The following is a 22364-nucleotide window of genomic DNA, read 5'->3' on the forward strand; positions in this document are numbered from 1 at the left end:
GAGTTGCGGGGACTGCGGAAGGCTGCCGGAACAGCGGCAAGGTTCCCGCTTTTCTTCGCATCCGACTGCGACAAGTACCGTCATCAGGCGTATAATGCTCGCGCTGGGAATTGGATGCTCGACGCCTGCGGCGCGTGAACCAAGGATCGCGTCAGGACGCTGCTGGTGAACCGGGCCGGAACCGGAGGAACGCCATGGCAAATCTCGACGGTATGATCTCCAATGCTGAACGACGTGAACTCGCCGGGCATCCATTGCACGTTGCAGATCCACGCGTGCGCACCATCACAGTCGCCGACCTGTATGACGCGCTCTGGCGCGGCTACGAGGATTTCAAGGCACAGCCGAGCCATATCCTCTTCGTCGCCCTGATCTACCCCATCGCGGGCGTGCTGCTCGCCCAGCTCACGGTGAGCTACAACATCTTCCCCCTGCTTTTCCCGCTGGTGGCAGGCTTCGCGCTGCTCGGCCCCTTCGCCGCGATCGGGCTCTACGAGATCAGCCGGCGCCGCGAGCGCGGCATGAACTCCTCCTGGGGCCATGCCTTCGCGTTGTTCAGGTCGCGCTCGATCGGTACGATCGCCGCGCTCGGCGCAATCCTGACCGGTCTCTTCCTGTCCTGGCTGATTGTCGCCTGGGTGCTCTATCGCTGGCTGCTCGGCGACGCGCCGCTGACCTCGATCGAAGCCTTCATGACCGACGTGCTGACCACGGTGAATGGCTGGACACTGATCGTCGCCGGCAATGCGCTCGGCGCGCTCTTCGCTATCACCGCCTTCTCGATCTCGGTGATCTCCTTCCCGCTGATCATCGACAAGCATGTCGATCTGGCGACTGCGATCCGGACCTCGATCTCGGCGGTCGAGGCTAATCCGCGGGTCATGTTGATCTGGGGCCTGATGGTCACCGGGCTGCTCGTCCTCGGCTGCCTGCCCGTGCTGGTCGGCCTGATCATCGTCATGCCGATCCTCGGCCATGCGACCTGGCACCTCTACCGCAAGGTCGTCGAGAAATAGGCTGCCCCCGCGGCCGGGCGAACACGCGTCCGGCCGCAATGGTCTCACAAGAATTCCTGGATCTCCCGAAAAAGTCTTGCGCCGCTTTGAACCGGCTCGCGCCTCGCCGCGACCAACGGGCATGAGGCCGCGTGCTGCGGACCTCGCAAGCGCAAGCAAGGGAGATCCCCATGTCCGTTCGCACGAGCTTCACCGCTCTCGCCGCCGCCGTCGTCCTCGGCACCGGCGCCCTCGTTGCTGGCTCGCTCGCCACCGCGACCTCGGCTGAAGCCGCGCCCGGCTGGCACGGCAAGGGTGGCCACCACGGCCATGTCGGCAAGGGCTGGGGTCATCACCGCCATGGCGGCTGGGGCCATCGCGGCTGGGGCTTCCGTCCCGCCTATACCGGCGCCTATTTCGGCGGCTGCTACAGGGTTTATCGCCGCGGCTTCGTCCCCGGCATCGGCATGGTCGTCCGCCCGGTCACCATCTGCCGCTAAGCCGATGCAGATCGGCGAGCAGGAGCCGGAGCGATCCGGCTCCTGTTCGCGTCGCCAGCATTGCTCGGTCGCCATATCGCGCCACGCCATGTCGACCGCCGGCACGATCGGCAGCGAGGCCGGGAGCCCGATCGCCGAAAGCTGCCCCGCGTCATCATCGTTGATCAGCGTCGCGATCCGACAGTTCGGAACCTTTGCCGTCAAAGTCGGTTCAAGCAACGTCCGTCCCGTGTCGCAGTGGTTTCACGGGAGCGCGGCAGTCGATTTCAAGCTGGGGCGTTTCATGAACAACATCATTTACATCGTCGGACTGATCGTCGTCGTTCTGGCTATTCTGTCCTTCCTCGGCCTGCGCTGAGCCCAGCTGCAGACCGAATGTGGCAGAGCAGAGCGCGACGCTCCAGCCGCGCGCTCAGCGGCGCTCATCTCCGCGCGGCTTCTTGCGCTTGAACGGCTTCCCTCCCGGTCCACCCGCACCGCGCCCATCGTCGCGCTGCTCGAAGCGCGGCTTGGCTCCGGCAAACGGCTTGGCGAACGGCTTGCCGCCGGGCTTGCCGGAATGCGGCTTCCCGCCCGGCTTGAAGGCGCCGTCGCCTTGCGGCTCACGATCAGCGCGCACCGGATCGTAGGATTTCGCCGCGCCAAACGGCTTGCCCTTGCCTTCATAGGGCTTGCGCTTGGGCGCTCCGGAATGGGAGCGCTCCTCGTCGCGATGCTCGCGCTGCACCCTCGTCTCGGCGCCATGGCTCGCCTTCTCGCCAAAGGGCTTGGCTGGCCGCCGCTCGCCCTCGCCGAAAACCTGCTCGATCGTGATCCGGTCGCGATCGGGAGCCCCTGCGAGCGACGCGAAGCGCTCCGCAACATCGGCATCGATCTCGACCTTGGTCTCGCGGTCGAAGATGCGGATGGCGCCGACCTCGTCGCGTGTGATCTTGCCGCGCCGGCACAGCATCGGCAGGAGCTGGCGCGGATCGGCTCCATCCTTGCGGCCGATATTCAGGCGGAACCAGACGGTCTCGCCACGCGGCCCAGCCTTGCGCGGGCCGTCAGATTTCGGGCTGTCGGAGCGATCAAACTCGCGCCGTTCGCCATATTCGCGCGGCTTGCGCTCGTCGCGCCCATAATTGGGATCGCCGACCTCTTCCGCCGCCGGCAGGCGCGAGCGATAGACCCTGACCAGGGCCGCGGCAATCTCCTGCGCCGAACGGCCGGCAAGCAGGGCCTCGATCATCGAGGCATCATCTGTAGCGTTCTCCCCGCTCAGCAGCGGGTCGCCGAGCAGCCGCTCCTGATCGAGCGCGCGGATCTCTTCCGGCGTCGGGGGACCGGCCCATGTCGCCTCGGCCCCGGCGACGCCGAGCAGCATCTCCGCCTTGCGCCGGCGCGAGGGCGGCACCAGGAGCACGCTCGTGCCGCGCTTGCCAGCGCGCCCGGTGCGGCCGCTGCGATGCTGCATCACCTCGGGATCGTTCGGCAATTCGGCATGGATCACGAGTTCCAGGCCCGGAAGGTCGATGCCGCGCGCCGCGACATCGGTCGCGACGCAGACCCGGGCCCGGCCGTCGCGCAAGGCTTGCAGTGCGGAGTTGCGCTCGCTCTGGCTCAGCTCGCCCGAGAGCGCCACGGCCGAGAAGCCGCGCTCGAGCAGGATCGCCTCGAGATGGCGCACGGCGTTGCGGGTGTTGCAGAAGACCAGCGCGCAGGGCGCATCGTGGAAGCGCAGCAGATTGACGACCGCGAGCTCCGCCTCCTTCGGGTAGACCCGGATCGCACGGTAGTCGATATCGGCATGGCCGCGCGCCGCGCCAGTGACCTCGATGCGCAGGGCGTCGCGCTGATAGTTCTGTGCCAGCGCGATGATCGCCTTCGGCAAGGTCGCGGAGAAGAGCAGGCTACGCCGCTCCTCCGGCGCCGTCTTCAGGATGAATTCGAGATCGTCGCGGAAGCCGAGATCGAGCATCTCGTCGGCCTCGTCGAGCACCACGGCCTTCAGGGCGGAGACATCGAGCCGATGGCGCTCGATATGGTCGCGCAGGCGACCGGGCGTGCCGACGACGATATGCGCGCCCTCGTCGAGCAGGGCCGCCTCGCGACGCGGATCCATGCCGCCGACGCAGGAGATCACGCGGGCGCCGGCCTGCTTGTAGAGCCAGGACAGTTCGCGCTGGACCTGGAGCGCCAGCTCGCGGGTCGGGGCGATGATGAGCGCCAGCGGCTGCCCGGCGCGCCCCAGCGTTTCGGCGCCGCCGAGCAGCGTCTCGCCGATGGCGAGCCCATAGGCGACTGTCTTGCCCGAGCCGGTCTGCGACGAGACGAGCAGATCGCGCCCGGCGGCCGCCTCCTCCAGCACCGCGTTCTGGACCGGGGTCGGTTCGTTGTAATTGCGTTCGGCGAGCGCACGCGCGAGCGGCGGGCTCGTGGGGAGGAAGGACATTTCTTGTCAGGCCTTGGGTTGCGGCACGCGTGCCTCGCGTGCGGGGCGGCGATACGCGACGCCACGACATTGCTGCGGCTCATAGAGCAGATCGGCGCAAAAGGAAATGGAGCCTGCCGCAGGCGCGTGGTCTATCGATCGTTGAGAGGCGGATTCGCCGATCAGGTTGATCCAACCTGATCGGATCCGGCTCTAGGCAGCGCAGGCGACTGGAGGCCCGCTCGACATGGACAGGACATCGCGCCGCTTCGGCCAGTTCGAGCTGCGTCTCCTCAAGGACGGCATCTTCGAGGCATTTTCGAAGGTTCTCACCCACACGGCCGGGGCAGAGGCGCGCCAGGCCGCCATTGCGGCATTGGGCCGGCGCGCCTTCAGCATCGATGTGAACTGCTTCGCCCTGCGCGGGCCGGATGGGCCGATGCTGATCGATGCCGGCACCGGGACCGCTTGGGGCGAGGCTCTTGGCCATGCCCGCGCTGCCCTGGTCGCGGAAGGCCTGTCTGCGGGCGAGATCCGTCGCGTCCTGGTCACCCATCTTCACGGCGATCACGCGCTCGGATTGTTCGACGGGGATGAGCCGTATTTTCCCCAGGCCGAGATCTGGGTCCCGCGCGCCGATTTCGCCTTCTTCACCGACGCGCAGGCCCGCGCGTCATTGCCGAAAGCGCGTCAAGGCGGTTTCGACATCGCGGAACGCCTGCTTCGGCTCTATGACGGGCACGTGCGCCTGATCGACCCGGGCGAGATCCTGCCGGGGATCGAACTCCATGCCCTGCCGGGGCACACGCCCGGCCATTGCGGCTACCTGATCCGCGGTGAACCGGAGAGCGCGATGCTCTGGGGCGATGCGGTGCATCTGGCGGATTTGCAGGCGGCAGACCCGGATATCGGCCTTGAATATGATCTCGACCGGGCCATAGCGGCGGCGACCCGCCGCAACGTGCTCGCGCAATCCGCACGGGAGGGCTGGCTCGTTTCGGGCGGGCACATCCACGGCTTTGGCCGGGTGCGCTCCAGCGGCAGCGGCTTCGAGATCGCCCCCACCTAACGCATCGGCCCGAAAAGTGGACTGCGGTTTTCGGAAAAGCCGATGCGAAACGAAGGAGCTGGATCATAGGACCGAACACGGTATCCGGTCCGATCAACTAGAGCATTTTCGAGCGAAGTGGACACCGGTTCGCGTGAAGAAAATGCGTCAAAACAAATAGATAGAGAATTTTCGCGGTTCGGAGAAACGCGGAAATGCTCTAGCCGCGCAGGCCTGCCGCGCTCAGGAGCCGCCCGGCCGCCGCCCTCGCCTCTTCCGTGATCGAGGCGCCGGCAAGCATGCGCGCGATCTCCTCGCGCCGTGTCTGGTCCATCAGCGGGGTCACGCGGGTCACGGTCTTGGCGGCGGCCGCCGCCCCCGTCGCCGATTTCGCGATCAGGAAATGCTGGCCGGCCTTGGCCGCGACCTGCGGCGCATGGGTGACCGAGATCACCTGCACCCGTCCGGCCAGCCGCGCCAGCCGCTCGCCGATCGCATCCGCCACCGCGCCGCCGACGCCGGTGTCGATCTCGTCGAAGACCAGCGTCGGCGCCGAGCCGCGTTCGGCCAGCACGACCTTCAGCGCCAGCATGAAGCGCGAGAGCTCGCCGCCCGACGCGACCTTCATCATCGGGCCGGGCCGCGTGCCGGGATTGGTCTCGACCCAGAACTCGACCCTGTCGAACCCTTCCGGCCCGCGTGCGGTCTCGTCGCTGTCGATCTGGGTGATGAAGCGGGCCCGCTCCAGCTTGAGCGGCGGCAGTTCCGCCTTGACCGCCTTGTCGAGCCGCGCCGCCGCCTGCTTGCGTCCGGCAGAGAGCGCCTGCGCCTGCGTGAGATATTGCCCCTCGGCCTTCGCCAGTTCGGCTTCCAGCCGCGACAGCGAGCCCTCGCTCTCGTCCAGTTCGGCGAGATCCGCGCTCATTCGCGCCGCGAGATCGGCCAGCGCATCGACCGGCACATCGAATTTGCGCCCGGCGGCGCGCAGGGCGAAGAGCCGTTCCTCGACCCGCTCCTGCTCGCGCGGATCATATTCCGCCGCGCGCATCGCCGCGGCCAGGGTCTCGCCCGCCTCTTCCAGGGCGACGATCGCGGTGTTGAGCGCCGCCATCGACGGGTCGATGAGGTTCGGCGCCTGCGCGCCACGCCGCTCCAGGCGGCGCAGCACGGCCGATAGCGCGGGAACCGGCGAAGCCTGGCCACCCACAGCCTCATAGGAATCGATCAGGTCGCGCGAGACCTTTTCGGCCTGCATCATCGCCTGGCGCTCTGCGGCCAGCGCTTCCTCCTCGCCAGGCTGGGGCGCGAGCTTGCCGAGCTCGGCGACGGCATGGCGCAGGAAATCGGCCTCCTTGCGCGCGGCCTCGACCCGGATGCGCTGCGCCTGCAAGGCCTGGCGCGCCCGCTTCAACGTCTCGCTCGCGACAGCGGTCGCTTCGGCCCTCGCCTCGAGCCCGCCGAACCCGTCGAGAATGGCGCGGTGCTGTGCGGCATCGGTCAGCGCCCGGTCGTCATGCTGGCCGTGGATCTCGACGATCGCAGCTCCGATCATGCGCAGGATCTGGACGCTGACCGGCTGGTCGTTGACGAAGGCGCGGGTGCGGCCATCGGCATATTGCACCCGGCGCAAGATCAGGTCGCCGTCGGTATCGATCTCCTGCGCCTGCGCCAGCTTGCGGGCGGGATGGTCGAGCGGCAGGTCGAACACGGCGCTGACCTGCCCCTGCGTCTCGCCATGGCGCACGAGATCGCCATCGCCGCGCCCGCCAAGCGCCAGCGCGAAACCGTCGAGTAGAATCGATTTGCCGGCGCCGGTCTCGCCGGTCAGCACGCTCAGCCCAGCGCCGAAGGCCAGATCGAGCCGGTCAATCAGAACGATGTCACGGATCGAGAGCTGGGCCAGCATCGGTTTCAGCCGGGTGTCGGGTGGCGGAACAGGCGGTCTTCACCGCCAGCTTGGCCGTCAGCCTCCGGTGAGGCCGATCAGCGTGCGCGTGAAGCCGTTGAAGGCCTTGCTGATATAGGAATAGCGATCCTCGCGCGGCTGCAGGCCGCCGCTTTCGAGGAGCACATACGAGTCCTTGTACCAGGGGCTGTCGGGGAAGTTGTGCCCGAGCACGGCCGCCGCCGTCTGCGCCTCGTTGGTGATGCCGAGCGCCATATAGGCCTCGGTCAGACGCATTAGCGCCTCCTCGACATGGCGCGTGGTCTGATACTGGGTGATGACGGTGCGGAAGCGGTTCACGGCGCCGGTATAGTTGCGCTTCTCGAGATAGAAGCGGCCGGCATTCATCTCCTTGGCGGCGAGCTGGTCGCGCGCCATCAGCATCTTTTCCTTGATGTCGAGGACGTATTCCGACTTCGGATACCTGTCGAGCAGCTCCTGCATCGCCTGCAGGGCAAGGCCGGTGCGCTCCTGATCGCGTGTCGCATCCGGGATCTGGTTGAAATAGGACATCGCCAGAATGTACTGCGCATAGGCCGCGTCGGGGCTCTGCGGGTTCTGGGCGATGAAGCGCTTCGAAGCGGTGATCGCCTCGTCATATTTCTGCGCCTGGAAATTCGTGTAGGCCGTCATGATCATGCCCCTCTTCGCGTAGGGCGAGAACGGGGCAGACTTGTCGATCTCCTCGAAACGCTTCGCGGCGCCGTCGCTGTCGCCGTTCTGCAGGCGCGCCAGACCCTCGTTGTAGAGCTTGTCGGCGGGAACCTCGTCCTTGACCTCGGGCTTGTAGACCTCGGGCCGGTCGAACGGATTGAGCGAGGACAGCGTATCGCAGCCGCCGAGCAACAAGCCGACGCCAAGCGCCAGGGCAGCACCCGGCCGCAGCGACCGCGCGTTTCCGGTGATTGGGGTGTTCAGCCGCTTGACGCTCACGTCGTCCGTCCTCTTTCGATCGTCACCGCAGGATGGCGAAGGATGCCCTTTACCTCAGACGCCACGCCCGCGCTACCGTCGAAAGCCGGGTTGCGAACAAGCGAAGCTGTCCAGGGCATTCGATAGAAACCGGGCGAATGCAAGGCGCAGGGCCTGCCCGGCCGCAATTCGACGCGTTTTCGGCTCAGTTCAGGTCGGGCGCGAAAGCGGCGGGAGCCGCCGCTGCCATCTGCGCGGCGCCATGAGCATAGACCGGCGCAGCCTCGACGATCGCGTAATTCGCGCGGTCGGCGAACAGGGCCTCCAGGATCTTCACGTTCATCCGGTGGCCGCCGCAATAGGAGCGGAACTCGCCGAGAATCGGATAGCCGGCAAGCGCCAGATCACCGACCGCGTCGAGCACCTTGTGGCGCACGAACTCGTCGGCATAGCGCAGGCCGTCAGGGTTGATCACCTTGTCGTCGCCGATCGCGACCGTGTTGTCGAGCGAGGCGCCGAGCGCGAAGCCGGCCTTCCAGAGCTGCTCAACATCACGCATGAAGCCGAAGGTCCGGGCCCGCGAGATCTCGGTCGCATAGGCGACCGGATCGAGATCGAAGACCTTGCGCTGCCGGCCGATCACCGGCGTGTCGAAGTCGATCTCGACATCGAGGCGGAAGCCGCCATCGAACGGCACCAGCTCGGAGAAGGAGCGGCCATGCTCGACACGGACGGGCTGCAGGATCTGCAGGTAACGGCGGTTGGCGCCGAGCGCGACCAGCCCGGTCGCCTCGATCGCCGCGACGAATTCCGCCGCGCTGCCATCCATGATCGGCATTTCCGGCCCGTCGATCTCGACAAGGACGTTGTCCAGGCCGAGGCCGGCGCAGGCCGACATCAGGTGCTCGATGGTCGCGACCGAAGCCGAGGCACGGTCGCCGATCACGGTGCAGAGCTCTGTGGCGCTGACCTTGTTGTATTTCGCGTGGATGAGCTGCGCCGGCGCGGCCTCGGTTTCCTTGCGCAGGAACACGATTCCGGAGTTGGCGCTGGAGGGACGCAGACAGATACCGGCCGAAGCCCCCGAATGGACGCCGATACCTTGTAACATCACGGGTGCGCGAAGGGTGGTCTGCCGATCAAGAATCATTCCGGTATCCAATCTCGAACGCAAACGAATCCAGCTCCGCGCAAGGCACAGGCACACTGATGCGTCTACGGTCCTCAGCGATCCAGCGTGGAGCACCGCTCCGCCGCCGTTTGTCCCCTTTTGTGCGATCGCAACATAACCGTTGCGCGAAAGGTCACAAAATCACGCTTTCTTTCGCTCTGTAACAAGCTGAGTTGGCCAGAAAAACTTAACCATCCCATTGAGGGATATAGTTTTTTTAGGGTAAACAGAGTTCCGCTTCGGACCGTGCACCGGGCTCTGTTACACGCCGGTGACGGCCTGCGCGGGTCAGCCCCCGACCGATTCTTCACAGCGAATCGAGCGGGGGCATAAGCCGTTTCTATCAATATGTTAGCCGGTGATTCCCCAAGCTCGAACGCAGCTGGCTGCGTTTTCCATCGGGGAATCCTTGAGTCCCGCCTCAGTTTGCCTGGCGGCGGAGGAAGGCCGGGATCTCCAGCTGATCCTCCTCGCTGGTGCGGCTCGGCGCGGCGCGGCCATGCGGATCGAGCTGACCCTGGGCCGGACGCTGGGCCGGCTGCTGCACCGGGCGGCGCATATACTCGGCATGGGCCGCGCTCGGAGCTGACGGCGCCGCCGCCTGGACCGGCGGAGCCTGCCGCGGCATCGGAGCGGGAGCCGGCATCGGGGCTTCGGCCATCTCGTCATCCTTGCGGCCGAACCCGACCGAGGCCAGGCGCTGCATCAGCGACATGCGCTTCTGCTCGACCGAGGCCGGCGGCTGCGGCACGGCCTGGACGCCGCGGCTCGCAGCGATCTGATTCTGCGCCGGCATCGGCAGGTCCTCGATTCGCGGCATGCGAGTCGGGCGAACGACAGCGCGCTCGGGCGCCGGCGGAATGAAGCTCTCCTCGGCGTGACGGAGCGGCTCCTCGAACATGACAGGCTCGACCATCGGCGCGGCCGCCATGACGGGGCGCGGCTGAACCGGCTCGATGCGCAGATCATCGGCCATGCTCGGCTGCGGCGCCGGAGCGACCTGGCGCGGCAGCTCGGCCACCGGCGCGGGGCGCAGGTCCATGAGCGGCTCGGGCTGCATCGGCGCGGGAACCGGGCGCAGGGCCGCAGCGCTCTGGTTGCGCAGGCGGGCCTCGGCCTTAAGCCGCTCGGCGACCTGGGCGATGCGGGCCTCGGTCTCGTCGACCTCGGCCTGGGTCGAGATCGGCTTGTCGATGCCGGTGGCGACCACCGAGACGCGCACCGTGCCCTCGAGCGATTCGTCGAAGGTCGCGCCGACGATGATATTGGCCTCCGAATCGACTTCCTCGCGGATGCGGGTGGCGGCCTCGTCGACCTCATAGAGCTTCATGTCGCGCCCGCCGGTGATCGAGATCAGCAGGCCGCGCGCGCCCTTCATCGAGACGTCGTCGAGCAGCGGGTTGTTGATCGCGGCCTGGGCCGCGGTCAGCGCGCGCTTCTCGCCCTGCGCCTCGCCGGTGCCCATCATCGCCTTGCCCATGCCGCGCATCACGGCGCGCACGTCGGCGAAGTCGAGATTGATCAGGCCGGGACGGACCATCAGGTCGGTGATGCAGGCGACCCCGGAATAGAGCACCTGGTCGGCCATGCCGAAGGCATCGGCAAAGCCGGTGGTCTCGTTGGCGACGCGGAACAGGTTCTGGTTCGGGATGACGATCAAGGTGTCGACCGCCTCGTTCAGCTCGCCGATGCCGGCCTCGGCCATGCGCATGCGGCGATGACCCTCGAACTGGAACGGCTTGGTCACGACGCCGACGGTCAGTATACCCATGTCGCGGGCGACGCGGGCGATCGCGGGAGCCGCGCCCGTGCCGGTGCCGCCGCCCATGCCGGCGGTGATGAAGACCATATGCGCGCCCGCCAGATGATCACGGATCTCGTCGATCACTTCCTCGGCCGCCGCGCGCCCGACCTCCGGCTGCGAGCCGGCGCCGAGGCCCTCGGTGACCTGCAGACCCATCTGGATGATGCGCGGGGCGCGCGAGAGCGCCAGAGCCTGCGCGTCGGTATTGGCCACGACGAAATCGACACCGTCGAGGCCAGCCTCGATCATGTTGTTGACGGCATTGCCGCCGGCTCCACCGACACCGAACACGGTAATCCGGGGCTTCAGTTCCCGGATGTCCGGGGCTTGCAGATTCATCGCCATGGTTGCCTCTTCCAATTCTTGTCCGGCGCCTGGCGGGAGCCGTCCCGTTGCTGTTTTACTCGTCGCCATCCCACCGGCCGCCGCGCCGGCTGAAGAGCGTTACCCCTTAGAAACTGTCCTTCAGCCACCGCCCGACGCGCGAGAAGTAGCCATCCGTGCCGGTCGCGAAATAGGCGCCGCTGGCCCGGGGTTCGAAATGCTCGATATGCGCCACCTGCGGATAGACGAGCAGACCGACTGAAGCTGCGAAGGCCGGGCCCTTGCCCGCCTCCGGCAATCCCTTGATGCCGAGCGGCCGACCGGTGCGGACCTGGCCGCCGAGGATGCGGCGCGCCACTTCCGGCAGGCCGGTGAGCTGGCAGGCCCCGCCGGTGAGCACGACGCGGCGCCCGGCCTGGGCCGAGAAGCCGGCGGCGTGCAGCCGATCGCGGACCAGTTCGACGATCTCCTCGACGCGTGGCTTGATGATGCGCACCAGATGCGACTTGGCGAGGTGGTTCGGCATGTCGCGCTCGTCGTCGTCGACTTGCGGCACCGCGATCATGTCGCGCTCGTCGGAGGCGCTGGAGATTGCCGAGCCGTGCAGGGTCTTCAGCCGCTCCGCCGCCGAGACGCGGGTCGAGAGCCCGCGCGCCACGTCCATGGTGATATGGTTGCCGCCGACGGCGACCGCGTCGACATGCACGAGATGGCCGCCGGCGAAGACGCCGAGGCTGGTGGTGCCGCCGCCCATGTCGACCGTGACGACGCCCATCTCGGCTTCGTCATCGACCAGGACCGAGAGGCCGGACGCATAGGGCGTCGAGACCACGGCCTCGACCTCGAGATGGCAGCGCTCGACCGCGAGCATCAGGTTGCGCGCCGCCGCCGCCTCGCAGGCGACGACATGCATGTCGACCGAGAGCTTGCCGCCGGTCAGCCCGCGCGGATCGAGAACACCGGGAACACCGTCGAGCGCATAGCCCGTCGGCAGCGCATGGAGCACCGCCTTGCCCGGCCGCAGCGCATGGGTCGCCGCGCCCGCCAGCACGCGCTTGACGTCGCCGTCCCCGACCGAGCTGCCGCGCAGATCGACGCTCGCCGCATAATGCTGCGAGCCGAGCCTGCCGCCGGTCAGGTTGACGATGACCGACTGGACCTCGACCTTGGCCATGCGCTCGGCCGCATCGACCGCCGCGCGAATGGCGCGCTCGGCATTCTCGAGATCGATGATCGCGCCGCCCTTCACGCCGAGCGAACGCTGATGGCCGATGCCGATGATGCGCGCGACATGGGTGCGCCCGCGCAGCCGCTCATTGGCCTCGGCCGGGTTGAGCTCGGCGATCAGGCAGACGACCTTGCTCGTGCCGATATCCAGAATCGACAATGTCGCGCTCTTGCGCGACGACAGCGGCCGCATCCGCGGCGTCAGACCGTGGGAGTTGAGGTTCACGCCTCGCCTCCCTTCTTCGGCTTGTTCTTGCTCTTGAGCTGCTCGGCGCGGGCCGCAGCGGCCTCCTCCGTCAATCGCATCACCACCCGGTCGGGCTGGCGCAGATCGATGGCGAGCAGGTCCTTGTCGAGCAGGTGCATATCGTTTTCGAGGCCGGCGAGACGCTTGACCGCGGCGGCGGGGTCGACCTCGGGCAGCCGGACATCCATGCCGTTGTCGAGCTTGAGGTTCCAGCGCCGGCCGGAGATCAGGCTGCCGGCGCGGATGCGCGGGGCCATCGGACCGGCATCGGCCAGGAGCGCGAGATATTCCTTGGCGCGCTTGTTAGCGTCGTCGCCGACGACCAGCGGCAGCCGGGCGAAGCGGCCATCATCCATCTTGTCGATCACGGTACCGTCGGCTGCGATGAGGAAGAGGTCACCCTTGACCTGCCAGAGTGCGTAGGGCTCGCGCTCGACCAGCGTGATCGAGACTTCGCCCGGATAGAGCTTGCGGACGGTGGCCTCGCGGATCAGCGGTGTCGCCTCCAGGCGGCGGCGCGCCTCGTCGGCATCGAAGAAGGCGAGCGAGGTCTTCGAATCGATGCCGGCGGCGACCAGCACTTCAATCTCCGAGAGCTCGGCGATGCCGGAGATCGTCACCCGGTCGATGCCGAGGCCGACCAGCCGCGCCAGCATGTGCTTGGGCTCGCCATAGCTCTCGCGCAGCGTGTCGAGATGGCCACCCATCACCGTGCCGGCGCCGATGCTGAGCGCCAGGAAGCCGAGGGCGAGCATCGTGCCGATGCGCTGCGGCAGGCGCTGCGCCAGCGGCACCGCGATCGCGCTGCGGCGCGAGCGGAACCAGCGGCGCGAGCGCTCGCTGACCAGCAATTGCGGGCCAGGGACAGGCACCGGCAGACGTTGGCTTGTCACCGCCATCGCCCTCACCGATCCAAGGAGGCGTCCTCCACCATCCATTTGACGAGCTCACCGAAATTCAGGCCCGCGTGGGCAGCCAATTCGGGCACCAAACTTGTCTCGGTCATCCCGGGCTGCGTGTTGACTTCCAACCAGACGAGCGTGTCGCTCTCGTCGTCGTAACGGAAGTCAGAACGGCTGACGCCCCGGCACCCGATTGCTTGATGCGCCGTTAACGCACACTCTTCGATCTGCTGGTAAATTTTCGGTAAAATTTGAGCCGGACAGATGTGGATCGAACCACCTTTTGCGTACTTCGCGTCATAGTCGTAGAAGACGCCCGTCGCGGCCCGAATCTCGGTCACGCCCAGCGACTTGCCGCCCATGACGGCGCAGGTCAGCTCCCGTCCGGCGACGAAGCTTTCGGCCAGCAGCATCTCCCCGCAGGGCCAGTCCTCGCGGGCCACTTCCTGGGGCGGATGTTCGCGGTCTTTCTTAACGATCACGACGCCGACGGAGGAGCCTTCATCCACCGGCTTGAGCACATAGGGCGGCGGCAGCGCATGCTTCTTCGCCGCATCGAAGCGCGAGAGCGTGACGCCGCGCGCGACCGGAACGCCGGCCGCTGCCGCGACGATCTTCGCCCGGTCCTTGCGCATCGCGAGGGCCGAGGCCAGCACGCCGGAATGGGTATAGGGAATGCGCAGGATTTCGAGCACGCCCTGGATCGTGCCGTCCTCGCCGAAGCGCCCGTGCAGCGCATTGAAGGCGACATCGGGCCTGAGCCGGGCCAGCACCTCGGCGATATCGGGCTTCACCTCGACGCGGGTCACGCGATAGCCGACGCTTTCAAGCGCATTGGCGCAGCCCTCGCCGGACCGGAGGCTGACCTCCCGTTCGACGGACCAACCGCCCATCAGCACCGCGACATGTTTGGTCATAAGGGTCCCCGCTTGCTAGCGCCGAACCTGACCAGTCATGGTTAATAGATGGTTAATGCCGCAACGGCATCTTAACCATTTGATCGCTAGGGTCTGTACTCAGGCCGCCAAGCCGAGCCGCTTGATCTCCCAGTGCAGCTCGTAGCCGGACTTGTCCTTGACCCGGCGACGGACCTCCTCGCCGAGATTCTCGATATCGGCCGCGGTGGCCCCGCCCGTGTTGATCAGGAAGTTGCAATGCATCTCCGAGACCTGCGCGCCACCGATGCGCAGGCCGCGGCAGCCGGCCGCGTCGATCAGCTGCCAGGCCTTGCCGCCATCGGGGTTCTTGAAGGTCGAGCCGCCGGTGCGCTCCTTGATCGGCTGCGCCGCCTCGCGTGCCGCCGTCACCCGGTCCATCTCGGCGAGAATGGCCTTCTGGTCGCCGGGCCGCCCCTGGAACAGGGCGGAGGTGAAGATGATCTCGGCGGTCGAGAGCGCGCTGTTGCGATAGGTGAAACCCATATCGGCATGGGACAGCGTGACGATCTCACCCTTGCGCGTGACACCGCGCGCCTCGACCAGGACATCGGTCGTCTCGCCGCCATGCGCGCCGGCATTCATCCTGAGCGCCCCACCGATGCAGCCGGGAATGCCGCGATAGAAGGCGAGCCCGTCGAGCGAGGCATCGGCCGCCGCGCGCGCCACCTTCACATCCGGAACCGAGGTTCCGGCCCGAAGCCGATCGCCGTCCTCCAGCGTGATCTCGCCAAAAGCCTTGCCGCCGAGCCGGATGACGAGGCCGGGAATGCCGCCATCACGCACGATCAGGTTCGAACCGAGGCCGACCACCGTCACGGGAATATTCGCCGGCAGCTTCGAGAGCAGATAGGCGAGATCCTGCTCATCGGCCGGGGTGAACAGCACCTGCGCCGGCCCGCCGACGCGGAACCAGGTCAGGCCAGCCATCTCCTGGTTGGCCAGAAGCCGGCCGCGCAGCTCGGGCGCGGCAGCGCGAAGGTCGGGGGTGATGTCGGGGAAGGTCATCGATGAGGCCGCGCGCTACTCCTTCTCCCCTCGGGGGAGAAGGTGGCTCCGCGAAGCGGAGACGGATGAGGGAAGTCCGGCGAGACCTAAGACGTCGGCAATCTCGCGCAGAACGAAGTCGAGATTTCCTAGAACCCGATCATTGGCAAAGCGCAAGACCCTGTAGCCCTCGCGGCGCAGGAAGGCGTCACGTTGGGCATCCCTGGCCTTTGCCTCCTGCGTGAGATGCGGCTCGCCATCCAGCTCGACGATGATCCGATGCTCAAAGCAGCAAAAATCGGCGATAAACGGGCCGATTGCCATCTGGCGCTTGAATTTCAAGCCATTGAAGCGGCGCCCCCGAACCGCCTGCCAGAAGGCAGCTTCCGCCCTGGTGGGCTGGCGGCGCTGATCGCGAGCGAAGGCGAGCGCTTCAGGCGAATTCTTTCGCTCCAGCACAGCCTTCCCTCATCCGTCAGCGCTTCGCGCTGCCACCTTCTCCCCCGGGGGGAGAAGGAAGCAAGCATCAATCCAGCGCCGCCAGCTCTCCCGGCAGCGCATAGGCCCATTGCGTGATGTTGCCCGCTCCGAGGCAGACGACATAGTCGCCCGGCCCGGCGAGCTCCTTCACCATTCCGGCGAGCTTGTCCGGTCCCTCCAGCGCCAGAGCATGGCGGTGGCCCCGCGCCTTGATGCCGGCGACGAGGCTGTCGCGGTCGGCGCCCGGAATCGGCGCCTCGCCGGCCGCATAGGTCTCGGCCACGATCACCGTGTCGGCATCGTTGAAACAGGCGGCGAAATCGTCGAACAGGCTGGAGAGGCGGGTATAGCGATGCGGCTGCACGATCGCGATGACCTTGCCCTTGGTCGAGGCCCGCGCCGCCTTGAGCACGGCGGCGATCTCGACCGGGTGATGGCCGTAATCGTCGAAGATCAGCGCGCCGTTCCATTCTCCGGTCTTGGTGAAGCGGCGCTTCACGCCGCCGAAGCCGGCGAGCGCCTCGCGGATCTGCGGCACCGGCACGCCGAGATCATAGGCCACCGCGATCGCCGCCGTGGCATTGAGCGCATTGTGATGGCCCGGCATCGGCATGATCAGGTCGCGGATGACCTCGTCGCGGTTGCGCTTGCGGTCGCGGATCAGCAGCGTGAACTTGGCCTGGCCGCCGGCGAGGTCGATATCGATCAGCCGGAAATCGGCCTGCGGGTTCTCGCCATAGGTGATGACGCGGCGGTCCTCGATCTGGCCGACCAGCCCCTGCACGGTCGGATGGTCGATGCACATCACGGCGAAACCATAGAAGGGCAGGTTCTCGACGAAGGAGCGGAAGGCCTCCTTGATCGCGTCGAAGGTCTTGAAGTGGTCGAGATGCTCGGGGTCGATATTGGTGACGATCGCGACATCGGCCGGCAGCTTCAGGAAAGTGCCGTCGGACTCGTCGGCCTCGACCACCATCCAGTCGCTCTCGCCCATGCGGGCATTGGTGCCGTAGGCGTTGATGATGCCGCCATTGATCACGGTCGGATCGAGGCCGCCCTTCTCCAGCAAGGTCGCGACCAGCGAGGTCGTCGTCGTCTTGCCATGGGTGCCGGCAATGGCAACGCAGGTCTTCAACCGCATCAGCTCGGCCAGCATCTCGGCCCGGCGCACCACCGGCAGGCGGCTTTCGCGGGCGGCGGCGAGCTCGGGATTGTCGCGCTTGATCGCGGTCGAGACCACGACGACCTCGGCCTCGCCAAGATTCTCGGCGGAATGGCCGATGAAGGTCTTGATGCCCTTCTCGGCCAGGCGCCGGACATTGGCGTTGTCGGAGGCGTCCGAGCCCTGCACCTTGTAGCCGAGATTGTGCAGCACCTCGGCGATGCCGGACATGCCGATGCCGCCGATGCCCACGAAGTGGATCGAGCCGAGTTCCGCCGGCAGCTTCATGATTCAGACGTCTCCTGTGGGGGCGGTAGCCGTCCCGCGCTCGGGACCAACATCAAGACTTGATGCCCGCGACTTGCATGACGAGGCGGGCGAGTCGATCGGCCGCGTCGGGAATGCCCGCGCTCTTGGCGTTGGCGGCCATGGCAGTCAAGCGCGACGGCTCGGCGATCAGTGCGGAAAGCTCGCCGGCAAGCCGCCGCGGCGTGAAATCGGGCTGCAGGATGCGGATGGTCCCGCCCGCCTTTTCGAGCACGGCGGCATTGGCCGCTTGGTCCTGGTCGAGCGCGCCGGGCAGCGGCACGAGCAGCGAGGGCCGGCCGATCACGGTGAGCTCGGCGACAGTGGATGCCCCCGACCGGCCGACGACGACATGCGCCGCCGCCATCCGCGCCGGCAGGTCCTTGAAGAAGGGCGCGATCTCCGCGGGAATACCAAGATCGCCATAGATCTTGCGGACGCGATCATCATCCTCGGAACGCGCCTGCTGCACGATCGAGAGCCGCGCCCTCTCCTCGGCGGACAGGAGCTGGATCGCCGGCGGCACGATATCGGCCATGATCCGCGCGCCCTGGCTGCCGCCGAAGACGAGCAGGCGAATGCGGCCCGTCCCGGGATCGCCATAGGGCAACATCGCCTCGATCACGGCCGGCCGCACCGGGTTGCCGACCTGGACGCATTTCGCCACCTGGGCAGGCTTGAGGCCGCCGACCTCGGCAAAGCCGGTCGCGATCGTGTCGACGCGCGAGGCCAGGAAGCGATTGGCGCGGCCGGCGACGGCATTCTGCTCGTGCACCAAGGTCTTCACGCCCATGAAGGAGGCAGCCAGCACCGGCGGCACGGTCGGATAGCCTCCGAAGCCGACGACGACGGCCGGCCTCACCGCCTTGACCACGTGCCGCGACGCGGCGAAGCCCTTCGCCAGCTCGAGCAGCGCCAACCCCATCTTCAGCGGCGAGCGGCCAGACGGCGTCGCGGCCGGGATCGGGTGCAGCGATTCCGCCGGGAAGCTGCCGGCATATTCCGCCGCGCGTGTATCGGTGATCAGCGCGACCCGCGCGCCCTGCCGGTGCAGGGCATGGCTCAGCGCCTCGGCCGGGAAAAGATGACCGCCCGTGCCTCCGGCGGCGAGCAGGACGAGCGGAGCACTTGCCATGGTTCAGCGTCCGAATTCGCCGAAGCTCTCGGCGCGCGGCCGCTTGCGCGTCAACGCCAGCAGGAAACCGGTGCCGAGCGCCAGGGAGATCAGCGACGAGCCGCCATAGGAGATGAAGGGCAAGGTCATGCCCTTGGCCGGCATCATGTGCAGGTTGACCATCATGTTGATCGCGGCCTGGACGCCGAAGAGCAGAGCCAGTCCCGTCACGGCCAGACGGATGAACGGGTCTTCCGCCTTCTGCGCCACGAACAGCGCCCGGAGCACGATCGTGGCGAAGAGCGCGACGAGGACGATGCAGACGACGATGCCGAACTCCTCCGCCGTCACCGCGAAGATGAAGTCGGTATGCGCGTCGGGCAGGATGCGCTTCACCGTGCCCTCGCCCGGGCCTTTGCCGAACCAGCCGCCCTGCGCGAAGCTTTCAAGCGCCGTATCGACCTGGAACGTGTCGCCAGAGCCCTTGTCCATGAAGCGCTCGATGCGGGCGCGCACATGCGGCACGAGCTGGTAGGCGACGAGAATGCCGGTCGCGCCGACGCCGCCAAGCCCCATCACCCAGAACCAGTGCAGGCCGGCGACGAAGAAGAGCCCGCACCAGACCATGCTGATCAGCAGCGTCTGGCCGAAATCGGGCTGCAGCACGAGCGGCACGATGGTCAGCGGCAGCAGCAGGAAGGCGAGGATCGTGCCCGGCAGGTCCGGCCGGCGGGTGCCTTCCGAGAAGGCCCAGGCAGCGAGCACCACGAAGGCGGGCTTGAGGAATTCGGACGGCTGCACTGAGCCGAGCGGGCCCAAGGTCAGCCAGCGCCGCGCGCCCTTGACCTCGACGCCGAGATAGAGCGTCCCGACCACCATCGCGAGCGAAACGACGTAGAGCAGCAAGGCGGAACGGCGCACCTGCCGCGGCGTCAGGAACGAGGTGGAGATGAACACCGCCATGGCGATCAGGAGATAGACCGCCTGCCGATTGACGAAATGGAAGGTCGAGAGCCCAAGCCGCTCGGCCACCGGCGGTCCGCCGGCCATCAGCAGCACGACGCCGGAGACCATCAGGGCGACCAGGGTCGTGAGGATGACGCGGTCGATCGACCACCACCAGCGGCCGCTAAGGCTGGGTTCCGCGCGCGAGACCATGTCGAGGCTCCATCACCGGGCAGGCAGATAAAGAGCGCCCGCTCCAGCGAATCACTCTGTCAATGAATGGTTAACCGATTGATTCCGACTCGAGCCGATTGCCCTCAAGCCTGGCTCGATTCGAACCCCGGCAGCGCCTTCACCAGCGCACGGAACCGATCGCCGCGCACCTCGAAATTCGGGAACTGGTCGTAGGAAGCGCAGGCAGGCGAGAGCAGCACCGCGATCTCGCCATCGCCCGCTTGCGCCAGGGCATCGCGCGTCGCGGAAGCGACTGCGGCATCGAGCGTGCCGCTGCGCTCATAGGCGACGCGCCCGTCATCCTCGAAGGTTCCGGCGAACTCGTCGCTCGCCGCACCGATCAGATAGGCCTTGGCGATGTTGCGGAAATAGCGCCGGAGGCTCTCGATGCCGCCTTCCTTGGCCTTGCCCCCGAGGATCCAGAAGATGCCGTTGAAAGAGGTCAGCGCCTTCTCGGTCGAATCGGCGTTGGTCGCCTTGGAATCGTTGATAAAGACGACGCGGCCGATGCGGCCGAGCTCCTCCATGCGATGGGCGAGGCCGGGATAGCTCTTGAAGCCGGCCTGGATCTCTTCCGCGGTGAGGCCGAGCGCGGCGCAGGCGGCGAAAGCCGCCGCCGCATTCTGGGCATTGTGCGAGCCCCGCAGCGAGCCGATTCCGGCAAGGTTGGCGACGACGCGCGGCTTGCCGTCCTTGACCTCGACGATGCGGGTGTCGAGCTTGCCCTGGTTGGCGGTGACACCGGCGAAGACGCCGGCATCGAGCGGCTGCTCGCCGCTGATCCTGACAAGCGGCTTGCCGGACGCCGCGCGGCGGCGCGCCATCTGCTTCGAGGGCTCGTCGTCGACGCCGACGACGGCGATATCCGCGGAGGTGACCATCCGCTCCTTGATCGCGCCATAGGCCTCGAACGTGCCGTGCCGGTCGAGATGATCCGGCGTCAGGTTCATCTGGATGCCGACGGTCGGGGCGAGCGACGGCGTCAGGTCGATCTGGAAGGTCGAGCACTCGATGACATGGATGCGCGCATCCGACGGCGGCGCCAGCGCCAGCACGGCGGTGCCGATATTGCCGCCCATCTGGACGTCGCGACCGGCGCTCTTCAGCACATGGGCGATCAGGGCCGTCGTGGTCGATTTGCCATTGGTGCCGGTGATGCAGATGACCGGCGCTTTCGGTGCGAGTGTCGCCCGCTCGCGGAAGAACAGCTCGATATCGCCGATGATCTCGACATTGGCCGCCTTCGCCTTGCCGACCGTCCAATGCGGCTGAGGATGCGTCAGCGGCACGCCGGGCGAGAGGATGAAGCTGGCGAAGCCGCCCCAATCGGCCTGCGCGAGATCGACGATGCCGATGCCTTCGGCCGCCGCCTTGTCGCGGCTCTCCGGCTTGTCGTCCCAGGCCGCGACCTCGGCGCCTCCAGCGATCAGCGCGCGCGCCGTCGCCAGACCCGAGCCGCCGAGACCGAACAGGGCGACCTTGCGCCCGGCGAAAACGGAGATGGGGGTCATGACGGCATGATGCCGAAAAGTGGGAACCGGTTTTCGGGCGACATCATGCCTCACTTGGAATTGGTGATCGCAAAAGTGGCTTCCACTTTTGCGGAACACGCTCAGCGCAGCTTCAGCGTGGCGAGGCCGATCAGTGCCAGCACCACGGAGATGATCCAGAAGCGGATCACCACCTGCGGCTCGGTCCAGCCCAGCTTCTCGAAATGATGGTGGATCGGCGCCATCAGGAAGACGCGCTTGCCGGTGCGCTTGAACACCGCGACCTGGATGATCACCGAGAGGGCCTCGATGACGAAGAGGCCGCCGACGATGGCGAGCACGATCTCGCTCTTGGTCGCGACCGCGATCACGCCGAGCAGGCCACCGAGGCCGAGCGAGCCGGTATCGCCCATGAAGATCTGGGCCGGCGGCGCGTTGAACCAGAGGAAGCCGAGGCCCGCGCCGATCACCGCGCCGCAGACCACCGAGAGCTCGCCGGCGCCTGGCACGTGATGGATATAGAGGTAATTGGCGAAGACCGCGTTACCGGTCAGGTAGGAGATCATGCCGAAGGTGCCGGCTGCGATCATCACCGGCACGATGGCGAGCCCGTCGAGCCCGTCGGTCAGGTTGACGGCATTGCCGGCGCCGACCACGACGAAGGCCGTGACCAGCGGGAAGAGCAGGCCGAGTGGGATCACCCATTCCTTGACGAAGGGCAGTGCGAAGCCGGACGAAATGCCGGCCGGGCCGACGCGCATGACGAAATAGCAGGCGATCACAGCGACCACGATCTCGATCGAGAGCCTGGCCTTGCCCGAGAAGCCCTTGTGCGACTGCTTGGTGACCTTGAGGTAGTCGTCATAGAAGCCGATCGCGCCGAAGCTCGCGGTGACGAACAGCACGATCCAAACGTAAGGGTTGCGCAGGTTGCCCCAGAGCAGCACCGCCGCGAACAGGCCGGACATGATCATCAGGCCGCCCATGGTCGGCGTGCCGCGCTTGGCGAGATGCGATTCCGGCCCGTCCGTCCGGATCGGCTGGCCCTTGCCCTGCTTGATCCGCAGCCATGAGATCGCCGCCGGGCCGAAGAAGAATACGAATAGCAGCGCGGTCGCTGTGGCACCGCCGGCCCGGAAGGTGATGTAGCGGAAGACGTTGAGGATCGGGAAGGCGCCGGCGAAATCGGCGAGCCAGACGAGCATTGAGCGGGATTCCTTCCC

19 protein-coding genes are annotated in these 22364 nt (G+C 67.0%); 4 read left to right on the plus strand and 15 right to left on the minus strand.

Going from position 1 to position 22364, the window contains the following annotated elements; genetic code table 11:
- Positions 1–212 precede the first annotated feature (212 nt).
- The 3 genes from EV560_RS30755 (at position 213) to EV560_RS30765 (ending at position 1853) form a co-directional block, all read left to right on the plus strand.
- Complete coding sequence (locus tag EV560_RS30755; RefSeq protein ID WP_131859715.1) at positions 213–1016, plus strand: DUF2189 domain-containing protein; 804 nt, start codon at positions 213–215, stop codon at positions 1014–1016.
- 170 nt (positions 1017–1186) lie between these two features.
- Positions 1187–1495 carry a hypothetical protein gene (locus tag EV560_RS30760; protein WP_131859661.1) on the plus strand — a complete coding sequence of 103 codons (309 nt, stop codon included), beginning with the start codon at positions 1187–1189 and terminating at the stop codon, positions 1493–1495.
- Between the two features lie 4 nt (positions 1496–1499).
- The gene (locus EV560_RS30765; protein WP_131859662.1) at positions 1500–1853 is read left to right on the plus strand and encodes a hypothetical protein; all 354 of its coding nucleotides are present in this window, start codon (positions 1500–1502) and stop codon (positions 1851–1853) included.
- Positions 1854–1907: 54 nt separating this feature from the next.
- Here the strand turns inward: EV560_RS30765 and EV560_RS30770 are convergent, their stop codons facing one another.
- Positions 1908–3929: a DEAD/DEAH box helicase gene (locus EV560_RS30770; RefSeq protein WP_131859663.1), complete on the minus strand. Its 2022-nt coding sequence runs from the start codon at positions 3927–3929 to the stop codon at positions 1908–1910.
- A 226-nt stretch (positions 3930–4155) separates the two neighbouring features.
- Here EV560_RS30770 and aidB point away from each other — a divergent pair, with 226 nt between their 5' ends.
- Positions 4156–4977 (plus strand): AidB family quorum-quenching N-acyl homoserine lactonase, encoded by an 822-nt coding sequence (gene aidB / locus EV560_RS30775; protein ID WP_131859664.1) that lies wholly within the window; start codon positions 4156–4158, stop codon positions 4975–4977.
- 199 nt (positions 4978–5176) lie between these two features.
- Here aidB and recN read toward each other — a convergent pair whose 3' ends face one another.
- The 14 genes from recN to mraY form a co-directional block, all read right to left on the minus strand.
- Positions 5177–6862: a DNA repair protein RecN gene (gene recN, locus EV560_RS30780; protein ID WP_131859665.1), complete on the minus strand. Its 1686-nt coding sequence runs from the start codon at positions 6860–6862 to the stop codon at positions 5177–5179.
- Positions 6863–6919: 57 nt separating this feature from the next.
- A complete protein-coding gene (locus EV560_RS30785) occupies positions 6920–7834 on the minus strand; it encodes an outer membrane protein assembly factor BamD (RefSeq protein ID WP_465247055.1) in 915 nt (304 codons plus the stop codon).
- Between the two features lie 184 nt (positions 7835–8018).
- Entirely contained in the window at positions 8019–8963 is a 945-nt protein-coding gene (gene lpxC / locus EV560_RS30790; RefSeq protein WP_131859666.1) for a UDP-3-O-acyl-N-acetylglucosamine deacetylase, read from the minus strand.
- A gap of 442 nt (positions 8964–9405) precedes the next feature.
- Complete coding sequence (ftsZ, locus tag EV560_RS30795) at positions 9406–11133, minus strand: cell division protein FtsZ (RefSeq protein WP_131859667.1); 1728 nt, start codon at positions 11131–11133, stop codon at positions 9406–9408.
- Positions 11134–11239: 106 nt separating this feature from the next.
- A complete protein-coding gene (gene ftsA / locus EV560_RS30800; protein ID WP_131859717.1) occupies positions 11240–12532 on the minus strand; it encodes a cell division protein FtsA in 1293 nt (430 codons plus the stop codon).
- Between the two features lie 29 nt (positions 12533–12561).
- A complete protein-coding gene (locus tag EV560_RS30805; RefSeq protein ID WP_465247056.1) occupies positions 12562–13524 on the minus strand; it encodes a cell division protein FtsQ/DivIB in 963 nt (320 codons plus the stop codon).
- The gene (locus EV560_RS30810; protein WP_131859669.1) at positions 13491–14405 is read right to left on the minus strand and encodes a D-alanine--D-alanine ligase; all 915 of its coding nucleotides are present in this window, start codon (positions 14403–14405) and stop codon (positions 13491–13493) included. The genes EV560_RS30805 and EV560_RS30810 overlap by 34 nt, the downstream gene beginning before the upstream one ends.
- A gap of 99 nt (positions 14406–14504) precedes the next feature.
- Positions 14505–15431: a UDP-N-acetylmuramate dehydrogenase gene (murB, locus tag EV560_RS30815; RefSeq protein WP_131859670.1), complete on the minus strand. Its 927-nt coding sequence runs from the start codon at positions 15429–15431 to the stop codon at positions 14505–14507.
- 15 nt (positions 15432–15446) lie between these two features.
- Complete coding sequence (locus tag EV560_RS30820; protein WP_248312281.1) at positions 15447–15869, minus strand: endonuclease domain-containing protein; 423 nt, start codon at positions 15867–15869, stop codon at positions 15447–15449.
- Between the two features lie 67 nt (positions 15870–15936).
- On the minus strand, positions 15937–17340 hold the full coding sequence (gene murC / locus EV560_RS30825; RefSeq protein ID WP_131859671.1) for a UDP-N-acetylmuramate--L-alanine ligase: 1404 nt from the start codon (positions 17338–17340) through the stop codon (positions 15937–15939).
- A gap of 52 nt (positions 17341–17392) precedes the next feature.
- Complete coding sequence (gene murG / locus EV560_RS30830) at positions 17393–18493, minus strand: undecaprenyldiphospho-muramoylpentapeptide beta-N-acetylglucosaminyltransferase (RefSeq protein WP_131859672.1); 1101 nt, start codon at positions 18491–18493, stop codon at positions 17393–17395.
- A 3-nt stretch (positions 18494–18496) separates the two neighbouring features.
- Positions 18497–19630: an FtsW/RodA/SpoVE family cell cycle protein gene (locus EV560_RS30835; RefSeq protein WP_131859673.1), complete on the minus strand. Its 1134-nt coding sequence runs from the start codon at positions 19628–19630 to the stop codon at positions 18497–18499.
- A 104-nt stretch (positions 19631–19734) separates the two neighbouring features.
- Positions 19735–21162: a UDP-N-acetylmuramoyl-L-alanine--D-glutamate ligase gene (gene murD / locus EV560_RS30840; RefSeq protein WP_131859674.1), complete on the minus strand. Its 1428-nt coding sequence runs from the start codon at positions 21160–21162 to the stop codon at positions 19735–19737.
- Positions 21163–21263: 101 nt separating this feature from the next.
- Entirely contained in the window at positions 21264–22346 is a 1083-nt protein-coding gene (gene mraY, locus EV560_RS30845) for a phospho-N-acetylmuramoyl-pentapeptide-transferase (protein ID WP_131859675.1), read from the minus strand.
- Positions 22347–22364: the final 18 nt, after the last annotated feature.

Origin of the sequence: Allobosea sp. BK604 (assembly GCF_004341515.1) — a bacterium.
Taxonomy (GTDB): Bacteria; Pseudomonadota; Alphaproteobacteria; order Rhizobiales; family Beijerinckiaceae; genus Allobosea.